The organism is Leifsonia sp. 115AMFTsu3.1 (genome assembly GCF_004362795.1).
GTDB lineage: Bacteria > Actinomycetota > Actinomycetes > Actinomycetales > Microbacteriaceae > Leifsonia.
The window spans coordinates 1,873,155-1,892,669 of sequence record NZ_SNYB01000001.1 but is presented as its reverse complement, the minus strand read 5'-3'; the positions used below and the strand labels follow the sequence as shown (position 1 = coordinate 1,892,669).

Sequence of the window (19,515 nt, the reverse complement as noted above, 5' to 3'; positions counted from 1 at the left end):
GCCTGGCTACTCCGTTGCGCTCGCGCGCTCGAGCACCAGCTCGCGCACGCGTGCCGCATCCGCCTGGCCGCGCATGGCCTTCATGACGGCGCCGATGACGGCTCCGGCGGCCTGCACCTTGCCGTCGCGGATCTTCGCGAGCACATCCGGCTGCGACGCCAACGCCTCGTCGATGGCCGCGATCAGCGCGCCGTCGTCGGAGACCACCGCGAGGCCGCGGGCATCGACGACCTCCTGGGGCCGTCCCTCCCCCGCGATGACGCCCTCGAGCACCTGGCGAGCCAGGCGGTCGGTGAGCGTCCCCGCCTCGATCAGTGCGGCAAGTTCGGCGACGTTCTGCGGGCTGACCAGCGTTCCCGCCGGAACGTTCTGCGCGTTCGCGAGGCGGGCGATCTCGCCGGTCCACCACTTGCGGGCGGCGGCGGGGTCGGCGCCGGCGGCGATCGTGGCCTCGACCTCGTCCAGAAGGTCGGCGTTGGCGACGTCCTGGAACTCGAGAGCCGTGAAGCCCCACTCGGCGGTCAGGCGCTTGCGGCGCAGCGACGGCTGCTCCGGGAGCGTGCCACGGAGCTCTTCGATCCACTCGCGGGCCGGGGCGACCGGCACGAGGTCGGGCTCCGGGAAGTAGCGGTAGTCGTCGGCGTCCGACTTGGGGCGGCCGGCGCTCGTCGTGCCGGAGTCCTCGTGCCAGTGGCGCGTCTCCTGCACGATGGTGCCGCCCGCCTCGAGGATCGCGGCCTGGCGCTGGATCTCGTAGCGGACCGCGCGCTCGATGGAGCGCAGCGAGTTCACGTTCTTCGTCTCGGTGCGCGTGCCGAGCTCCGTCGACCCACGGCGGCGCAGGGAGACGTTGGCGTCGCAGCGCACGTTCCCCTCCTCCATGCGGGCGTTCGAGACGCCGAGCGCCTTCACGATGTCGCGGATGGCGCGCACATACGTGCGGCCGACCTCCGGCGCGTCCGCCTCGGCGCCCTCGATGATCTTGGTGACGATCTCGACCAGCGGCACACCGCCGCGGTTGAAGTCGACCAGCGAGTAGTCGGCGCCCTGGATGCGGCCGGTGGCGCCGCCGACGTGGGTCAGCTTGCCCGCGTCCTCCTCCATGTGCGCGCGCTCGATCTCGATCGTCAGCTCGCGGCCGTTCTCCAGCTCGATGGTGATCGACCCGTCGTGCGCGATCGGCTCGTCGTACTGCGAGGTCTGGAAGTTCTTGGCCAGGTCCGGGTAGAAGTAGTTCTTCCGCGCGAACCGGCTCGACTCGGCGATGTCGCAGCCGAGGGCGAGGCCGAGCCGGATGCTCGACTCGATGGCCTTCTCGTTCACCTGCGGCATGCCGCCCGGGAGCCCGAGGCAGGTCGGGCAGGTGTTCGTGTTGGCGCCAGAACCGAACTCGTTGGCGCAGCCGCAGAACATCTTGGTCTTGGTGTTCAGCTCGACGTGGACCTCGAAGCCGAGAACGGGCTCGAACAGTTCGAGCGCCTTCTCGTAGTCCATCAGCTCCGCTGTGTGGGCAGTGGCGTTCGCCATCAGACGGCTCCCTCTTCGCTCGCGAACATCTCGGTGGCGCTCAGATCCGGCGCCTGGCTGAGCAGCGTGCCGCCCCACTTCTGCTCGAGCAGCTGCTCGAGCGCCGCCCCGAACGTGTAGAGGCGGGCATCCGCACGGGCGGGCGCCATCAGCTGCATGCCGACCGGCAGCCCGTCCTCCGGTGCGAGGCCGATCGGCAGGCCCATGCCCGGAACGCCGGCGAGGTTCGCCGGGATGGTGGTGATGTCGTTCAGGTACATCGCCATCGGGTCGTCGATCTTCTCGCCCAGCTTGAAGGCGGTGGTCGGCGCGCTCGGGCTGACCAGCACATCCACCTTCTCGAACGCGGCGGAGAAGTCGCGCTGGATGAGCGTGCGCACCTTCTGCGCGCTGCCGTAGTAGGCGTCGTAGTAGCCGGCGCTCAGGGCGTAGGTGCCCAGGATGATGCGCCGCTTGACCTCCGGGCCGAAGCCGGCGTCGCGGGTCGCCGCCATCACGCGCTCGACGGTCACCGGCGGGTCGGCCGGGTTGACGCGCAGACCGAAGCGCACCGAGTCGAAGCGCGCCAGGTTGCTCGAGGCCTCCGCCGGGAGGATCAGGTAGTACGCCGAGACCGCGTATTCGAAGCTCGGAGCGCTGACCTCGACGATCTCGGCCCCGGCGGACTCGAGCAGGGCGAGCGCCTCGTCGAAGCGCTGCTTGACGCCCGACTGGAAGCCGTCGCCGGCGATCTCGCGGATGACGCCGACACGGACGCCCTTCAGCGCCCCGTCCCGGTGTCCGGCGCGGGCGGCGTCGGCCATCGACGGCCAGGTGTCGGCGAGCGAGGTGGAGTCGAGCGGGTCGTGACCGGCGATCACGTCGTGCAGCAGGCCGGCGTCGAGCACGCTGCGGGACACGGGGCCCACCTGGTCGAGCGAGCTCGCCAGGGCGATCGCGCCGTACCGGCTGACGCCGCCGTACGTCGGCTTCACGCCGACCGAGCCGGTCACGGCGGCGGGCTGGCGGATCGAGCCGCCGGTGTCGGAGCCGAGCGCGAGCGGGGCCTCGAAGGCGGAGACGGCCGCGGCCGAGCCTCCACCCGATCCACCGGGGATGCGCTCCAGGTCCCACGGGTTGCGGGTCGGACCGTACGCCGAGTGCTCCGTCGAGGAGCCCATGGCGAACTCGTCCATGTTGGTCTTGCCGAGCGGCACGAGGTCGGCCTCACGCAGCCGCCGGACGACGGTGGCGTCGTAGGGCGGGATCCAGCCCTCGAGGATCTTCGAGCCGGAGGTCGACGGCATGTCCTCCGTCGCCAGGACGTCCTTGATCGCGATCGGCACACCGGCGAGCGGGCCGAGCGGGTCGCCCGCCGCGCGGCGGCCGTCGATCTCGGCGGCCGTGCGGATCGCCTTCTCGCCGGCGACGTGCAGGAACGCGTGCACGTCCGCGTCGACGGACTCGATGCGGTCGAGGTGGGCGCGGACGGCCTCGACGGAGGAGACCTCGCCCGCGGCGAGCTTCTCGGCGAGGGCGGAGGCGGAGAGCCTGATCAGGTCGGTCATGTCGTCCTACTCCTCGTCCAGGATGGTGGGCACCTTGAAGCGGTCGCCCTCGCGCTCGGGAGCACCGGACAGCGCCTGCTCCACGGTCAGCGACGGCCGGACCTCGTCCTTCCGGAACACATTGGTGAGCGGGAGCGGGTGGCTGGTCGCCGGGACGTCGGGCCCGGCCACCTCCTGGACCTTCGCGACGGACTCGACGATCTGGCCGAGCTCCTTCGTGAGGCTCTCGAGCTCTTCCGGGCTGAGGTCGATCCTGGCGAGGTTCGCCAGGTGCGCGACCTGCTCTGCGCTGATCTCGCTTGCGCTGGTTTCAGACAAGGTGCGTCTCCGTGGATTCGGTGTTGGGGTGACGGGAGCTCGCGTCGCGGCCCGCCCTATCGATTCTAGGGCGCGCCGAACAGCCCGCGCCCCAGCCCGTTGACCGCTTGGTACGCCTCTTTGTAGGTCCGCGGCACCGCCGCGCCCGGCGCGCCGTAGCGTGCCATCAGCAGACCGACGAGGCCGATGCCCGGCGGGCTGAGCGGACGGTCCTCGTCCTCCGGCGCCGGCGCGTCGGACTCCGGGTTCGCCGGGAGGTACTGGGGATGCGTGTCCGGCCAGGTGCCCGGCTGCCGCGGGGTCGTGCGGTTGATCGCGTTGTCGATCGTCCTGGCGCCGCGATCGCGCTCGGTGAGGTGCCTCATCCCGAACTTCTTGCACAGTGTCGCGACGACCGCCGAGTGGTGCATCTCGTCGTGGATGATCGTGTTGCGCGCCGTGTACGCCGAGATCGCGATGGCGGGCACCCGGACACCGAGGCGGTCGAAGCCGAAGCCGTTCTCGCCCGGGCCGCTGTCGTCCGGCGGCGTAGCCGGACCCGGCGGGACGTGGTCGTAGGTGCCGCCGTGCTCGTCGAACGTCACCAGCAGCAGGGTGTTGAGCGCGTTGGAGCCCTTCGCGCTGCGCGCGGAGCGGATGGCCGAATAGACCTTGTGCAGCAGCAGGTCGCCCGCACGGACGTCCGAGATCGCGCCTCCGACGACGACCTCGCCGGCCACGTCCTCCCCCGTCATCGGGCCGCCCGGGGGATGCATGTCGTTGTGGTCGTAGAGCAGCCGCGGCTCGACGAAGGCGTAGTCCGGCAGGGTTCCCTCGGCCACATCCGCGTAGAACTGCGACATCGTCCGGAAGTGCGTCTTCCAGTAGGGCTCCAGCGCAGGGGCGTGGATGAAGCCGGTCAGGGAGATCAGCTGACGGTCGTCGAAGTAGACCCGCCAGCTGCGGCCCGCCTCCTCCAGCCGGTTGAAGATCGTCGGCGCATCGTTCTTCGGGTCGAACCACTTGCGCAGGCCCTCGACGCCACCGTTGTCGACGTAGCCGTGCGAGGTGGACGCGTTGAAGAACGACCGGTTGCAGAACGTCTGCGAGGGAACGGCGCAGTGCCAGTCGTCGTAGACCGCGAACTGGCGCGCCAGGGTCGAGAAGACCGGGAGCATGTCGGGCGAGAATCCGCCCATCACGCGACGGTAGTCGTCCACCGCCGGTTCGCGACCGGTGTCCTTGCGGAGCACGCCCATGTAGTCGCGTACGAAGCCGCGCATGCCCGGCCGCGCGCCTGGAGGCGGTGCGTTGTAGGGCGGCTGCATCTCGCGCACCCGCGCATCGGCGTTCGACGGCGGGTCGATGACGTCGTACAGCTGCGTGTTGACGTGCGGGTAGACCTCGCCGGGGTCGGGCGACGGCTGGCGCATCACGAAGTCGGTCGTGCCCTGGTAGATGTGCGCGGGGATGTCGGGCCCGCCCGCCGGGTCCGGGTTGCTGTAGTCGCCGAACGCCAGCCCCTCGAACCGCTTGCCCTTCGGCAGGGTCTCCTCGTCGTAGAGATGGCCGAGCAGGTTGTCGAAGGAGCGGTTCTCGTACATCAGCACGACCAGGTGGTCGAACCCCGGCCCGTCGCCGCGCGGAGGAAGTGGCGGGTACTCCTCGCCGGACTCGTCCGCGGTCGGAGAGGTGCGGCCCGCTGCCGCGCCGAGACTCGCGCCCGCTGCACCGCCGGCCGCGCCGCCCGCGACCGCACCGGCGGCCACCAGGCCGGCGCCCTTCAGGAAGGCGCGGCGGCTCGATCCCCGCTGGGTGGGGGAAGGGTCGTCGTCCGGTCGCATCCCATCCATTATGTGCTGCGCCGCCGACAACAGGGCGGAGGCTCGGGATGCGGTCAGCGGGAGGACGCCGCGACGGCCTTCGGGTCCGAGGCGCCCGACGTCGTCCCGCTGATCACCAGGTCGCCGCGGTCGATGCCGATCATGGACAGGTTGCGCATGCACTCGGTCCCCGCGGTGAAGTACTCGTTGTGACCGGTCGACCCGGCCAGCGACGCATGCGTCAGCGGGTCGACGGCGCCGCCCACCCCCATCGGCTTCGCGCCGTACCCCGGCGAGCCGGGGTCACTGCCGAAGAAGGCGCTGTTGACGATCGGATCCATCGGGGCCTCGCCGACGAAGACGTTCCCGTTGCTCACCGCGAGTCCGGCGACCGACTGCGCGGCACTCCCCGGCGATCCCATCAGCGCCAGCGCATCCACCGTGACGGTGTGCCGTTCGAGCGCCATGAGGGCGGCCGTAGAGCCGTAGGAGTGGGCGAAGACGCTCAGGTACGGCTGGTCGGCGCCGCGGAGCGCCCGGATGCCCTCGAGCGTGCGCTCCAGGCTGTCGGCGCCCTGCTCCGCCAAGGCGGTCCCGCCGATGTTGGTGAGCACGGGCGTCTGGTAGCCGATCCACGCGACGACGGCGACGCCCGGCGCTCCCCCGTTGCCGCGCGGACCGAGGACGCGCCGCAGGAACCCGGTCTGCAGGTCGTACTGCTCCTGGGCGACCTTCGCCCACGACTCGATCTGCTCGCCGACGGACATGTACATGCCGGGCACCAGCACGCTCACGTACTTCGCCGTGCGGATGTCGCCGACGACGATCGCGGCCTTCGCGTCGGCCGACGGGTCGAGGGTCACCAACGTCCGCTTGACCCCGTCGTGCTTCGAGAGCGCGGTCAAGACGTTGTGCAGGGTGTCGAGCTGGCGCTGCAGGGCCACCCGCTCGGCGCGCCCGTGCTCCGTCTTGAGGGTCTTGGTGATGCTCGCCATCGTCTGCTTGAGGTCGACGGTGTTCGCGCGACCCCGGACGTCGTACGGGACGCCCTCCAGGTTGCCGATGACGTGCGGTGCGGCCTGGATCAGTGCCTTCTGCTTGTCGGGGTCGATCAGGTTCCAGAGGCGGCTCACATCCACCGCCGCCGGGGCGTCGAGGAGGAGCGCGTCGAGCTTCGCGCGGTTGGCGTCCAGGAAGGACGGCAGAGCCGAGGCGTCCACGCTGGCGATGGCGCCGAGGAATGCGGTCGACGCGGAGCGGGCCGCAGGGCCGGCGGGAACGTCCGAGACGGGGCCGGAAGCGGAGGTGTTCAGGGCCGGGACGGACGCGTACGAGACCGCCGAGATGGGTGCCGCCGGGGTGTCTGCGGGCAGCACGGAAACCCCAGTCAGTCCGGAGACCGCCGAGGTAACAGTGAGAACAGCTGCAAAGCCGACCAGCACTCCGTCCGGGTCCCTCCGAGAGCGAGCGAGCTAAGCCCTTTTGCGTGTGCGTCCGGGGGGAGCGCACATATCGACTCTACCCATGAACGGGTGGCCGACGGCGAGCCGTTCTACCCCCGATTCAGGGGGAGAATTTCTCTCCTGTCCGCGAGAAGGAGGACCGAATACGTCACAAATCGAGTGCTGCGGGCCCTTCTTCGACCAGCGTCTTGAATTGGGCGGCGTCGATGATGCGCACGCCGAGCTCCTCCGCCTTGGCGAGTTTCGACCCCGCGCCCGGCCCCGCAGCGACGAAATCCGTCTTCTTCGAGACACTGGATGCCGCCTTGCCTCCCGCGGCGATGATCGCCTCCTGGGCACCCTCCCGGGTGAAGCCCTCGAGCGACCCGGTCGCCACGATCGTGAGGCCGGCGAGCACGCCGCCCGCGTCATCCGCTCGGCCAGGACCGGGGTGCCCCGGCGTGGTGAACTGCACGCCGTCCGCGGCCCATTTCTCCACGATCTCGCGGTGCCAGTCGACCTCGAACCAGGCGAGGACGGCGTCCGCGATGATGCCGCCGACGCCATCCACCGCGGCCAGCTCATCGCGCGAGGCGGACCGGATCGCGTCGAGCGATCCGAAGTGGTTCGCGAGCGCGCGGGCCGCCACCGGGCCGACGTGGCGGATGTTCAGGGCGACCAGGATGCGCCAGAGCGGCTTCTCGCGGGCCGCAGCGAGGTTGGCGAGCAGCTCGACCGCGTTCTTGGACGGGACGTACAGTTCGTCGCCGAAGAACTCCTCCGCGGCCGGGTCGAACTCGCCGTCCTTCTTCTGGCGGCGACGGCGGAACGGAGTGTCTACCTTCTCCTCCCCCGCGTCGGTCAATTTCGGCAGCCCGGTCTCCGAATCCCGCACCACGACCTCGATCGGGAACAGGTCGGCGAGGGTCAGCCCGAACAGCCCGGCCTCCGTCGGGAGCGGCGGCTCCGCCGGGAAGCGCGGCTGGGTCAGTGCGGCGGCCGCGACCTCCCCGAGCGCCTCGATGTCGAGGGCGCCGCGCGAGCCGATGTGCTCGACACGGCCGCGCACCTGCGCCGGACAGAACTCGGCGTTGGGGCAGCGGAGGTCGATGTCGCCCTCCTTGGCGGGCGCGAGACGCGTGCCGCACTCGGGGCAGTTCTCGGGCATGACGAACTCGCGCTCCGTGCCGTCGCGCAGCTCGACCACCGGGCCGAGGACCTCGGGGATCACATCCCCCGCCTTGCGCAGCACGACGGTGTCGCCGATGAGGACGCCCTTCGCCTTGACGACCTCCTGGTTGTGCAGGGTGGCCTGGCGCACCTCGGACCCGGCGACGCGCACCTTCTCCATGACGGCGAACGGCGTCGCCCGGCCGGTGCGACCGACGCTGACGACGATGTCGAGCAGCTTGGTATTCACCTGCTCCGGCGGGTACTTGTACGCGATGGCCCAGCGAGGCGCACGGCTGGTGGCGCCCAGCTCGTCGTGCAGCGCCAGCTCATCCACCTTGATGACGATGCCGTCGATCTCGTGCTCGACCGCGCCGCGGTGCTGGCCGTAGTACTCGATGAACTCGTCGACCTTCTTCACCTCGTCGACGACCCGGTAGTGCGTAGAGGTCGGGAGGCCCCATCCCTTCAGCAGGTCGTACACCTTCGACTGCGCATCGACGGGCGGGTTGTGCCAGGCGCCGATGCCGTGGACGAGCATGTGGAGGCGGCGCAGGCGGTTGCGCATCAGTTCCAGCTGCGCGGGGTTCTTGCCCTCGGCCTTCTGCCGGAGCGACCCGCTCGCCGCGTTGCGGGCGTTGGCGAACACACGTTCACCGGCCTCCTGCTGATGCGCGTTGAGTTCCTCGAACTCGGCGACGGGGAAGAACACCTCGCCGCGCACCTCCACCAGCGCCGGCGGGTCGTCGGTGGCGAGGCGAGCCGGGATCGCCGGGATCCAACGGATGTTCTCGGTCACGTCTTCGCCGACCACGCCGTCGCCGCGGGTGGCCGCCGTGACGAGCACGCCGTTCTCGTAACGCAGGTTGATCGCCAGGCCGTCGATCTTGAGCTCGCACAGGTAGTCGACGCGCCGGCCGGCGTCACGCTCGACCTTCGCAGCCCACGCCTCGAACTCCTCCAGCGAGAAGACGTTGTCGAGGCTCAGCATCCGCTCGGCATGCTGCACCGGCGCGAACAGGGTCGTCTGGGCGCGGCCGCCGACCGTCTGCGTCGGGCTGTCCTGCGACTGGAGCTCCGGATGCAGCCGCTCCAGCTCTTCGAGCCGCCGCATCATGCGGTCGTACTCCTCGTCGCTGACGAGCACCGTGTCGCGCTCGTAGTACGCGTCCCGGAGCTCCAGGATGCGTGTCGTCAGCTGCTGCGCCTCGGCTCGCGCTTCCGCGAGCTGGTCGTCGGTCGTCGTCTCGATCGCCACCCCCCAAGCTTATTCGCGACCTCCGACGCCGCGGCCTCCGCCCTCCGTCTCCCCAGCGGCCTCCGCCCACGGTCGAGTCCGCGAACTTTGCACGCGAAACGCCGTCGCAGCGTGCAAAGTTCGCGGACTCGACGGCGGGGCGGAGGGTCAGGCGGGGACGGCGGAGACGGTGCGGTCGATCGTGGTCTGGCCGAGGACGCGGGTGCCGACGTAGACGACGGCGGTCTGGCCGGGGGCGACGCCGTTCAGGGGCACATCCGGGCGGATGAGGAGCTCGCCGCCGGTGACGGACGCGACGGCGGGCACCGGGTCGGCGTGCGCGCGGATCTGCACCTCGCAGGCGAACGGCGTGGACGGATCGGCTGGGGGCATCCCGGCCCAGGTGAAGCGGGAGCCGGCGATCTCGGCGATGTCGAGCGCCTCGCGCGGGCCGACGACGACCGTGTTCTCCTTCGGCCGCACCTCCAGGACGAACCGCGGGCGGCCGTCCGGAGACGGGTAGCCGACGTTCAGGCCCTTCCGCTGACCGACCGTGTAGGCGTGCGCACCCTCGTGCGTGCCGAGCCGGTTGCCCTCGCGGTCGACGATGTCGCCCGTCGCGGTGCCGACGCGCTCGGCCAGCCAGCCGCGGGTGTCGCCGTCGGGGATGAAGCAGATGTCGTGCGAGTCCGGCTTGTTCGCGACGCTCAGGCCGCGCGCGGCGGCCTCCGCCCGCACCTCCGCCTTCGACGGAGTCGCGCCGAGGGGGAACATCGCGTGCGCCAGCTGCTCGGCGGTCAGCACGCCGAGCACGTACGACTGGTCCTTCGCCCACGCGCTCGCTCGGTGAAGCTCGCGGTTGCCGTGCTCGTCGGCGACGATGGCCGCGTAGTGGCCAGTGCAGACCGCGTCGAAGCCGAGGTCGAGCGCCTTCTCGAGGAGCGCCGCGAATTTGATGCGCTCGTTGCAGCGCATGCAGGGGTTGGGCGTCCGGCCCGCCGAGTACTCCGCTATGAAGTCGTCGACCACGTCGAGCTTGAAGCGCTCGGAGAAGTCCCAGACGTAGTACGGGATGCCGATGATGTTCGCGGCGCGCTGCGCATCCATCGAGTCCTCGATCGTGCAGCAGCCGCGGCTTCCGGTGCGCAGCGTCCCGGGCATCCGGCTCAGCGCCAGGTGCACTCCGACCACGTCGTGCCCCGCTTCGACGGCCCGCGCCGCCGCCACTGCGGAGTCGACACCACCGCTCATCGCCGCCAGAACTTTCACCCGCCGATTCTACCCGCCGTCCACCACGCGAGAGATTTGCGCCAAATCTCGGTTATCGCGGCCGCATAACGACGATTTGCGCCAAATCTCGGTCCACACGGACGAGAACGGCGGACGCTAGCGGCCGAGGCGCGGCGCCCGCTCCGCGAGCCCCGCGCGCGATGCCTGCGCGTACGCGCCCGGCAGGGCCGCGAGCAGCGCATCCACGTCGGCGTCCGTCGACCCCCGCCCCAGCGTGAACCGCAAGGCGCTGCGCGCCTCCGTCTCGCCGCGTCCCATCGAGAGCAGCACGTGCGATGGCTCCGGGATGCCCGCCTGGCACGCCGAACCGGTCGACACGGACACGCCCGCGAGATCGAGCAGGAACAGCAGCGAGTCGCCCTGCGCCCCGGGGAAGGTGAAGTGCGCATTCGAGGCGACGCGCTCCCCAGACACCGGATCCGGCCCGCTGAGCACCGCCTCCGGCACCGCCGCGCGCACGCCCGTGATCAGACGGTCGCGCAGCGCGGAGAGCCGCGCCGTCTCCGCTTCGCGCTCCGCCTCCGCCAGCCGGGCGGCGGTTGCGAACGACACGGCCGCGGCGACGTCCTGGGTCCCGCTGCGAACCTGCCGCTGCTGGCCGCCACCGTGGATCAGCGGGACGACGGTGGATGCGCGGCTCAGCACGAGCGCGCCGATCCCCACCGGTCCGCCGATCTTGTGGGCCGAGACGCTCAGCGCATCCACACCCAGTTCGGCGAAGTCGATGGGCAGGTGCCCGTACGCGGCCACCGCATCCACATGCACCGGGACGCCCGCCGACCGCGCGACCGCGGCGAGCGCCGAGACGGGCTGGATGGTGCCGACCTCGTTGTTGACCGCCAAGAACGTCAGTAGAGCCGCGTCGTCTCCGGCGATCCGCTCCGGCACCAGGATGAGTCCGTCACCGTCGAGGGCCAGCCACGAGATCTCAGCCCCCTCGGCGCGCTCCAGCCACTCGACGGTGTCGACCGTGGCGTGGTGCTCCCCTCCGGGGACCAGGATGCGCGGCCGGCGCGCCCCGTCGTTGCGTGCCCAGAACATGCCCTTAATCGCGAGGTTGATCGCCTCCGTGCCGCCGGAGGTGAACACCACCTCGATCGGGTCGGCGCCGAGGCTCGCTGCGACTGTCTCGCGGGCCTCCTCCAGCATCCGCCTGGCCTGCTGCCCCTGACTGTGGATGCTCGACGGGTTGCCGACGACGCCCATGGCCTCGGTGTAGGCGGCGATCGCCTCCGGGCGCATCGGCGTGGTGGCGGCGTGGTCGAGGTAGACCGGCACGGTGCCCTCCGAAGTATCCAGGCGTGTGTCACTACTCTAGATCGCATGACCTCGACCGATCCCCTGCGCAACCTGGGTGTCCGTGTCGGGCCGCACGGGGGTGAGCTGAGGGTCTTCTCGGCCAACGCGGATGCCATGGAGCTGTGCCTGTTCGACCAGCACGACCCGGATTGGCTGGTCAAGACCGTGCCGATGACCCGGGATGCGAACAACGTCTGGGTGGGCCGCTCGCGCTCGCTCACCGTCGGCAGCCGGTACGCCGTCCGCGTTTCCGGCCCACAGGCGCCCGGCAACCTGTTCGACCCGGAGGCCCTGCTCATCGACCCGTACGCGCGCGGCCTCCTGCACGTGAGCTCGGACGGCTGGCGTTCCGTCGTCGTGGCCGACGGCTTCGACTGGGGCGATGCACGCAAGCCCGGCACCCCGCTCGACCACACGGTGATCTACGAGGCGCATGTGAAGGGCATCAGCCGGCTGAATCCGTCGGTGCCGGAAGAACTGCGCGGCAGCTACGCCGGGCTCGCGCACGAGTCGACCATCGCCTACCTGAAGGATCTGGGCGTCACCGCGGTCGAGCTCCTGCCCGTTCAGGCCTTCGTGTCGGAGCAGCGCCTGCAGCAGGAGGGCCTCACCAACTACTGGGGCTACAACACCCTGAACTTCTTCACGCCGCACGGCCCGTACGCGTCGCGCGCGGCGCAGGCGGCCGGCCCGGAGGCCGTCCTCGCCGAGTTCAAGGGCATGGTCAAGCTGCTGCACCTGGCCGGCATCGAGGTGATCCTCGACGTGGTCTACAACCACACGGCCGAAGAGGGCATGGGCGGTCCGCGCACCAGCTTCCGCGGCATCGACAACGCGACCTACTACCGGCACGACGAGACAGGCGCGTACATCGATGTGACGGGATGCGGCAACACGGTCGACTTCGGCAACCCCGTCCCGCAGCGGCTCGTTCTCGACTCGCTCCGCTACTGGGCGAACGAGATGCAGATCGACGGCTTCCGGTTCGACCTGGCAGCGACGCTCGGGCGCGGCACGGACGCGTCGTTCCATCGCGACCATCCACTGCTCGTCGCCGCGGCCGCCGATCCGGCGCTCCAGGGGGTCAAGCTGATCGCCGAGCCGTGGGATGTGGGGCTCGGCGGATGGCAGACCGGCAACTTCCCCGGGCCGTCCGACGGACACGCCGGCTGGTCCGAATGGAACGACCGCTACCGCGACCGCGTTCGCAACTTCTGGCTCGCCGACATCGCCGAGGCCCGCCGCAACGGGCAGGCGCCGGTCGGCATCGGCGGGTTCGCCACCCGGTTGGCCGGCTCCTCCAACACTTTCTCGCCCGAGCGCGGACCGCTCGCCTCGGTGAACTTCGTCACCGCGCACGACGGCTTCACCATGGCCGACCTCACCGCCTACGACGTCAAGCACAACCTCGGCAACGGCGAGAACAACCGGGACGGAACCGACAACAACCGGTCGTTCAACCACGGCGTGGAAGGCCCGACGACGGATGAGGCCATCCTGCTCATGCGCGGCAAGGCGATCAGGAACCTGCTGGGCACCCTGCTGCTCTCCGCCGGCGTCCCGATGATCACCGCGGGCGACGAGTACGGACGCAGTCAGCGCGGCAACAACAACGCGTACTGCCAGGACAGCGAGCTCACCTGGCTGAGCTGGCTGCGCACACGCGAGCAGCGAGAGCTGTACGACACCACGAAACGGCTGCTGCAGCTGCGGCGCGAGAACCCGGCGCTCCGCCCGAGCCGGTACGCCGTCGACGGGCAGACGACGCCGAACGCCAGCCACATGGACTGGTATGACGCGACAGGTCAGCGCATGGACGACGAGGACTGGAACTCCCCCGAGAACCGCACGCTGCAGTACCTCGCGGCGTCGACTCCCGACAAGGAGGAGTTCAACCGCATCCTGCTCATCGTGCACGGTGTGGAGGACGACGTGGAGGTGTCGCTCCCTCCGGCTCCCGGCGTCACCTCGTACCAACTGTTGTGGGACTCGGCGACCGAGGTCCCGATCCCCGAGGACGCGACCGAGTTCGCCCCCGGCGACACGCGACTCGTCGGAGGCACGTCGATGCAGCTGTACCGGGCGAACGGACCGCGCGTCTGATGGCCCGGCAGAAGGCGCCGGCGGGGACTCCGGCGACTGTTGCGCTGACCGCCGCGGGCCTCCCCTTCACCGCGCATCCGTACGAGCACGACCCGGCCGCGCCGTCGTTCGGGCTGGAGGCGGCGGAAGCACTGGGCGTCGAGCCGGACCGCGTGTTCAAGACGCTGTTGGCCGACACGGACCTCGGGCTCGTCGTCGGCGTCGTCCCGGTGACCGGGATGCTCGACCTCAAGGCGCTCGCGGCCGCGGTCGGCGCCAAGCGGGCGACCATGGCCGATCCGGCCGTCGCCGAGCGCCGCACCGGATACGTGGTCGGCGGGATCAGCCCGATCGGTCAGAAGACGCGCCACACCACGGTGGTGGATGAGACGGCGCAGCTGTTCGACACCGTCTTCGTCTCCGGCGGCAAGCGCGGCTTCGATGTGGAGCTCTCCCCCGCCGACCTGCTGCGGGCGACCGACGGGACCTTCGGGGCGATCGCGAAATGACCGGGGTGACGGTGCGGCGGGCGACCGTCGACGACGCGCGCGGCATCGCGGAGGTGCACGTCACGGCGTGGCGCGAGGCGTATGCCGAACGGATGCCCGCCGACTTCCTCGCCTCCCTCGATGTCGATCGTCGCGCCGCCGGCTGGTCCCGCATCCTGGAGCGCGGCGAGACGGACGCCTTCGTCGCCGAGCGCGACGGCACGATCGTGGGCTGGGCGACCGCAGGCCCAGGACGCGACGACGACGCGCCGCGCGACCGCGAGCTGGAGGGCATCTACCTGCTCGCGAGCGCCTACGGCTCCGGCGCCGGCCAGCGGCTGCTCGACGCCGCGATCGGCGACGCACCCGCGTACCTCTGGGTCATGGACGGCAACGGCCGCGCCGAGTCCTTTTACCGCCGCAACGGCTTCACCCGCGACGGCGCGACCATGACGCATCCCGCCGGCGACGCCACCATCCTCGCCGTCCGCATGACCCGCTGACCCGTCCGCCCACCGTCGAGTCCGCAAACTTTGCACGCCGGATGGGGCGTGAGCGTGCAATTTGTGCGTACTCGACGGTGGGCGGACGGGACGAGGCGGAGGGTCAGGAGGCGGTGGTCACGAGACCGAGCTCGGCGGGGGTGAGCAGCAGGTCGTTCACCGGCACCACGCGGACCGTGTAGCCGAATGATCCCGCCCAGCCCAGGCGGACCGTGCCGACGAACTCGTGCGCGACCGACGCGTCGTGCGTACCCGGCACGCCGTTGTCGACCGTCAGCGCCTGCCGGTGCACGTCGGTGAGCTCGTCGCCCTCCTGGCTGCGGCCGTAGACGACCTGCACCTCGACGTCGTCCGGCGAGAGCCCGTTCAGCTGGACCAGGGCGCGCACGTGCAGCTCGTCGCCCACCTGCGGCACCGCATCCACTCCGCCCGCGTCCACGTGCGTCACCGCGACGCCGGGCCACGCGCCCTCGACCCGCTGCTTCCAGGCGGCGAGCGACCGCGCCTCGGCGTAGTCGTTCTCGCTCAGCCGGTTCTCGTAGTTCGAGGCCGGGAGGTAGAGCCGCTCGACGTACTCGCGCACCATGCGCTCGGCCGAGAGCGGCGACGACAGCGTGGCGAGCGTGTGGCGGATGCGCGAGACCCACGCGGTCGGGACCCCGTCGCCGTCGCGCTCGTAGAAGCGCGGCGCGATCTGGTGCTCGATCAGGTCGTACATCGCCTCGGCCTCGAGCGCGTCGCGCTCGGCGCCGTCTCCGGCCGCATCCGCGGACGGGATGGCCCAGCCGTTCTCGCCGTCGTAGAACTCGTTCCACCAGCCGTCGAGGATCGACAGGTTGAGCGCGCCGTTGAGGGCCGCCTTCATGCCGGACGTCCCGCACGCCTCCAGCGGTCGCAGCGGGTTGTTCAGCCAGACGTCGGTTCCGGGATAGAGCAGCTGCGCCATCCCGATGTCGTAGTCGGGCAGGAACACCATGCGCTGGCGGATGTCCGCCTCCGACGCGAACTGCACGAGCTTCTGGATGAGGCGCTTGCCTTCGTCGTCGGCGGGATGCGACTTGCCGGCGATCACGAACTGCACGGGCCGCTCGGGGTCGGTGAGGATGCGGCGCAGCCGGTCCGGGTCGTGCAGCATCAGGGTGAGCCGCTTGTACGTCGGGACGCGCCGCGCGAAGCCGATGGTGAGGACGTTCGGGTCGAGCAGGTCGCTCATCCACGCCGGCGCGATGCCGCCCGGGTTCTGGTCCTCCCACGCCGCCATGAGACGGCGCCGCGCGTCCTGCACCAGCTGCTCGCGCATCCGGGTCCGGACGCCCCACAGGTCGGCGTCGCCGACGGCCGACGCGTTGCCCCAGTCGGCGTGCGTCGTGTCCTCGGTGCCCAGGCGCTCCAGCGCGAGGGCGCGCAGCATCGGGTCGGTCCAGGTGGGCGCGTGGACGCCGTTGGTGACCGAGTCGATCGGCACCTCCTGCGGGTCGAACCCCGGGTAGAGGCCGTTGAACATGTGGCGGGAGACGTCGCCGTGGAGCTTCGAGACGCCGTTCGCGTGCTGGCCGAGGCGCAGGCCCATGACCGCCATGTTGAACACGTCGGGCGATCCGCCCGGGTAGTCCTCCGCGCCGAGCGGCAGCACCTGGTCGGCGCTCACGCCCGGGAGGAGGGACGTGGAGAAGTACCGCTGGACCAGCGCCCTGTCGAACCGGTCGATGCCGGCCGGGACGGGCGTGTGCGTCGTGAACACGGTCCCGGCGCGCACGACCTGCAGCGCCTGGTCGAAGGTGAGCCCCTCGCCGATCAGGTCGGAGATGCGCTCCAGTCCGAGGAAGCCGGCGTGCCCCTCGTTGGTGTGGAACACCTCCGCCTCGGGTGCGCCGGTCAGCTCCGTCCACGCCTTCACGGCGCGGACGCCGCCGATGCCGAGCAGCAGCTCCTGCAGGAGCCGGTGCTCACCGCCGCCGCCGTACAGGCGGTCGGTGACCGAGCGCAGGCGCTCCTCGTTGTCGGGGATGTCGGTGTCGAGCAGGAGCAGCTTCACCCGGCCGACCGCCGCCTGCCAGACCCGGGCGTGCAGCACGCCGTCCGGCAGGGCCAGCGAGATCTGGACGGGCGTGCCGTCGGGGTTGCGGAGGACGCTGAGCGGCAGCCCGTCCGGGTCGAGCACGGGGTAGCTCTCCAGCTGCCAGCCGTCGGGCGTGATCGCCTGCGAGAAGTACCCGGAGCGGTAGAACAGCCCGGCGGCGACGAGCGGCACGCCGAGGTCGCTGGCCGCCTTCAGGTGGTCGCCGGCGAGGATGCCGAGGCCGCCGGAGTACTGCGGCAGGGTCGCGGCGATGCCGAATTCGGGCGAGAAGTAGGCGATGGTCTGCGGCGCGGCATCCCCGAGCGACTGGTACCAGCGCGGGTCGTGGATGTACGCGCGCAGGTCGTCGCGGATGTGGTTCGCCCAGTCGACGTAGCCCTGATCGGCGGCGAGCTCGGCGAGCCGCGACGGCTCGACGGCGCCGAGGAGGGCGATGGGATCATGCCTCACCTGCTGCCACAGCTCGGGTGAGATGCGGGCGAACAGCTCCTTGGTGGGCTCGTGCCAGGACCAGCGGAGGTTGCCTGCAATCTCCTCCAATGCTGAGAGGTTCTCGGGGAGGACGGCGCGGACGGTGAATCTTCGGATGGCCTTCACTCGGTCCACTGTAAACGAGCCTCATGACGGGCGGGTTAATGAGTGTACGGTCGGGTGCGTGGTGAAGAACGCAGCGACCAGGTCATCAGCCGCCGCGACGGAGGCGGCCCCGAGCGCCCCGGAACCGGGCCCGTACGAGCCCCTGCTCGGCCGCATCCCTATTCTCGAGCTCTCCCCCCAGGTGGATGAGGGGCTCTGGGCGGCGACCGCGTTCAGCGGGGAGGTCATCCCGTTCCGCGCGACCGCGTTCCGCGAGGGGCACGACAAGATCGGGGTGGACCTCATCCTGCTCGACCCCGCGGGGCAGCAGACCGAGCACCACATGCACCCGCTGACCGCCGGTACCGACCGGTGGGAGGTGGAGGTGCAGCTCGACCAGACCGGTCTCTGGCGCTACCGCGTTCAGGCATACGCCGACGAGTACGCCACCTGGCACCACAACGCCGAGGTGAAGGTCCCGGCCGGGATCGACGTCGAGCTGATGCTGCGGATGGGCCACGACCTCCTGGTCACCGCGTCCAAGGACAAGCGCCGCAGCACCGCAGAGCGTCGCCACCTCTCCGAGGCGGCCAAGGTCGTCGCGGACACCAAGCGGCCGGTGGATGAGCGCTTCGCCGCCGCCGTCGACGAGCGCATCCAGCAGGTCCTCACCGAGCGCCCGGTCGTCAGCCTGCCCACCCTCTCGGCCACGCGCGCCATCCAGGTGGAGCGGACCCGCGCGGGGGTCGGCAGCTGGTACGAATTCTTCCCGCGCTCCGAGGGCGCGAAGCAGCTGCCCGACGGCTCCTGGAAGTCGGGCACCTTCCGCACCGCGGCGAAGCGCCTCCCCGAGGTCGCCGCGATGGGCTTCGACGTCGTGTACCTGCCGCCGATCCATCCCATCGGCCGCACGTTCCGCAAGGGTCCCAACAACACGCTCGACGCCGGCGAGAACGACCCCGGTTCGCCCTGGGCGATCGGCAGCGCCGAGGGCGGCCACGACGCCATCCACCCGGACCTCGGCACCGAGAAGGACTTCGTCTTCTTCCTCGGCAAGGCCAAGCAGGCCGGTCTCGAGGTCGCCCTCGACCTCGCCCTGCAGGCCTCCCCCGACCACCCCTGGGTGACCGAGCATCCCGAGTGGTTCACGACCCTCCCCGACGGCACCATCGCCTACGCCGAGAACCCGCCGAAGAAGTACCAGGACATCTACCCCATCAACTTCGACAACGACTACGAGGGGCTCCGGCAGGAGGTGCTGCGCATCGTGCGGCACTGGATGTCGCTAGGCGTCCGCATCTTCCGCGTCGACAACCCGCACACCAAGCCGCTTCACTTCTGGGAGTGGCTCATCCACACGGTCAACGCGACGGACCCGGATGTGGTGTTCCTCGCCGAGGCGTTCACCCGCCCTGCACTCCTCCGCACCCTGGCGAAGGCCGGATTCCAGCAGTCGTACACGTATTTCACGTGGCGCAACACGAAGGAGGAGCTCGAGGAGTTCCTCCACTCGCTCGCGCACGAGACCGCTGACTATCTGCGGCCGAACCTGTTCGTGAACACGCCGGACATCCTCACCGAGTACCTGCAGTTCGGCGGGCCGGCCGCCTTCAAGGTGCGCGCCGCCATCGCCGCGACCGCAGCGCCCACCTGGGGCGTCTACTCCGGCTACGAACTGTTCGAGAACGTCGCCCGCCCGGGCGCCGAGGAGTACATCGACAACGAGAAGTACGAGTACCGCCCGCGCGACTACGCCAGGGCGCAGTCGCAGGGCCGCTCGCTCGCGGGCTACCTGACCATGCTGAACCGGGCGCGCAGCGAGCACCCGGCGCTGCGGCAGCTGCGCAACCTGCACCTCCACTACAGCGAGGACGACAGCATCCTCGTCTACTCGAAGTACCTCGACGGGAAATTCACCCGCACGGGCAAGCCGGATGCGGTGATCGTGGTCGCCAACGTCGACCCGCACTCGGTGCGCGAGACGATCGTGCACCTCGACGTGACCGCGCTCGGCCTCCCGCTCGGCTCCCAGTTCGAGGTGAAGGACCGGGTGACCGGCCAGCGCTGGACCTGGGGCGCCGACGACTACGTGCGCCTGGACGCATTCACCGAGCCCGTGCACATCCTGGCCGTCCGACCGCTCTGACCGACCAG

At 70.5% G+C, this 19,515-nt stretch carries 13 protein-coding genes; 4 read left to right on the top strand and 9 right to left on the bottom strand.

Going from position 1 to position 19,515, the window contains the following annotated elements; genetic code table 11:
* Positions 1-6 precede the first annotated feature (6 nt).
* The 8 genes from gatB to AXZ95_RS09090 form a co-directional block, all read right to left on the bottom strand.
* A complete protein-coding gene (gene gatB, locus AXZ95_RS09125) occupies positions 7-1,527 on the bottom strand; it encodes an Asp-tRNA(Asn)/Glu-tRNA(Gln) amidotransferase subunit GatB (RefSeq protein ID WP_018190730.1) in 1,521 nt (506 codons plus the stop codon).
* A complete protein-coding gene (gatA, locus tag AXZ95_RS09120) occupies positions 1,527-3,074 on the bottom strand; it encodes an Asp-tRNA(Asn)/Glu-tRNA(Gln) amidotransferase subunit GatA (RefSeq protein ID WP_018190729.1) in 1,548 nt (515 codons plus the stop codon). The genes gatB and gatA overlap by 1 nt, the downstream gene beginning before the upstream one ends.
* 6 nt (positions 3,075-3,080) lie before the next feature.
* Positions 3,081-3,368, bottom strand: a complete 288-nt coding sequence (gene gatC / locus AXZ95_RS09115) for an Asp-tRNA(Asn)/Glu-tRNA(Gln) amidotransferase subunit GatC (protein WP_172823262.1) — start codon at positions 3,366-3,368, stop codon at positions 3,081-3,083.
* Positions 3,369-3,457: 89 nt separating this feature from the next.
* Positions 3,458-5,215: an alkaline phosphatase family protein gene (locus AXZ95_RS09110; RefSeq protein WP_018190727.1), complete on the bottom strand. Its 1,758-nt coding sequence runs from the start codon at positions 5,213-5,215 to the stop codon at positions 3,458-3,460.
* Positions 5,216-5,268: 53 nt separating this feature from the next.
* Positions 5,269-6,570, bottom strand: coding sequence for an alpha/beta hydrolase (locus AXZ95_RS09105; protein ID WP_018190726.1), 1,302 nt, complete (start codon positions 6,568-6,570; stop codon positions 5,269-5,271).
* Positions 6,571-6,805: 235 nt separating this feature from the next.
* A complete protein-coding gene (gene ligA, locus AXZ95_RS09100; protein WP_018190725.1) occupies positions 6,806-9,064 on the bottom strand; it encodes an NAD-dependent DNA ligase LigA in 2,259 nt (752 codons plus the stop codon).
* A gap of 147 nt (positions 9,065-9,211) precedes the next feature.
* Entirely contained in the window at positions 9,212-10,312 is a 1,101-nt protein-coding gene (gene mnmA, locus AXZ95_RS09095; protein ID WP_026307143.1) for a tRNA 2-thiouridine(34) synthase MnmA, read from the bottom strand.
* Positions 10,313-10,429: 117 nt separating this feature from the next.
* Positions 10,430-11,611, bottom strand: a complete 1,182-nt coding sequence (locus tag AXZ95_RS09090; protein WP_018190723.1) for a cysteine desulfurase family protein — start codon at positions 11,609-11,611, stop codon at positions 10,430-10,432.
* Between the two features lie 45 nt (positions 11,612-11,656).
* Here AXZ95_RS09090 and glgX point away from each other — a divergent pair, with 45 nt between their 5' ends.
* From glgX to AXZ95_RS09075, 3 genes are read left to right on the top strand one after another with little or no spacing between them, the layout of a single operon-like run.
* Positions 11,657-13,735: a glycogen debranching protein GlgX gene (gene glgX, locus AXZ95_RS09085; protein WP_018190722.1), complete on the top strand. Its 2,079-nt coding sequence runs from the start codon at positions 11,657-11,659 to the stop codon at positions 13,733-13,735.
* A complete protein-coding gene (gene ybaK, locus AXZ95_RS09080; RefSeq protein WP_018190721.1) occupies positions 13,735-14,223 on the top strand; it encodes a Cys-tRNA(Pro) deacylase in 489 nt (162 codons plus the stop codon). Before glgX ends, ybaK begins: the two co-directional genes overlap by 1 nt.
* The gene (locus AXZ95_RS09075; protein WP_018190720.1) at positions 14,220-14,705 is read left to right on the top strand and encodes a GNAT family N-acetyltransferase; all 486 of its coding nucleotides are present in this window, start codon (positions 14,220-14,222) and stop codon (positions 14,703-14,705) included. The genes ybaK and AXZ95_RS09075 overlap by 4 nt, the downstream gene beginning before the upstream one ends.
* A gap of 103 nt (positions 14,706-14,808) precedes the next feature.
* Here AXZ95_RS09075 and glgP read toward each other — a convergent pair whose 3' ends face one another.
* The gene (gene glgP / locus AXZ95_RS09070) at positions 14,809-17,382 is read right to left on the bottom strand and encodes an alpha-glucan family phosphorylase (protein WP_018190719.1); all 2,574 of its coding nucleotides are present in this window, start codon (positions 17,380-17,382) and stop codon (positions 14,809-14,811) included.
* A gap of 160 nt (positions 17,383-17,542) precedes the next feature.
* Here glgP and AXZ95_RS09065 point away from each other — a divergent pair, with 160 nt between their 5' ends.
* Positions 17,543-19,507: an alpha-1,4-glucan--maltose-1-phosphate maltosyltransferase gene (locus tag AXZ95_RS09065; RefSeq protein WP_081626607.1), complete on the top strand. Its 1,965-nt coding sequence runs from the start codon at positions 17,543-17,545 to the stop codon at positions 19,505-19,507.
* The last annotated feature ends 8 nt before the right edge of the window (positions 19,508-19,515 follow it).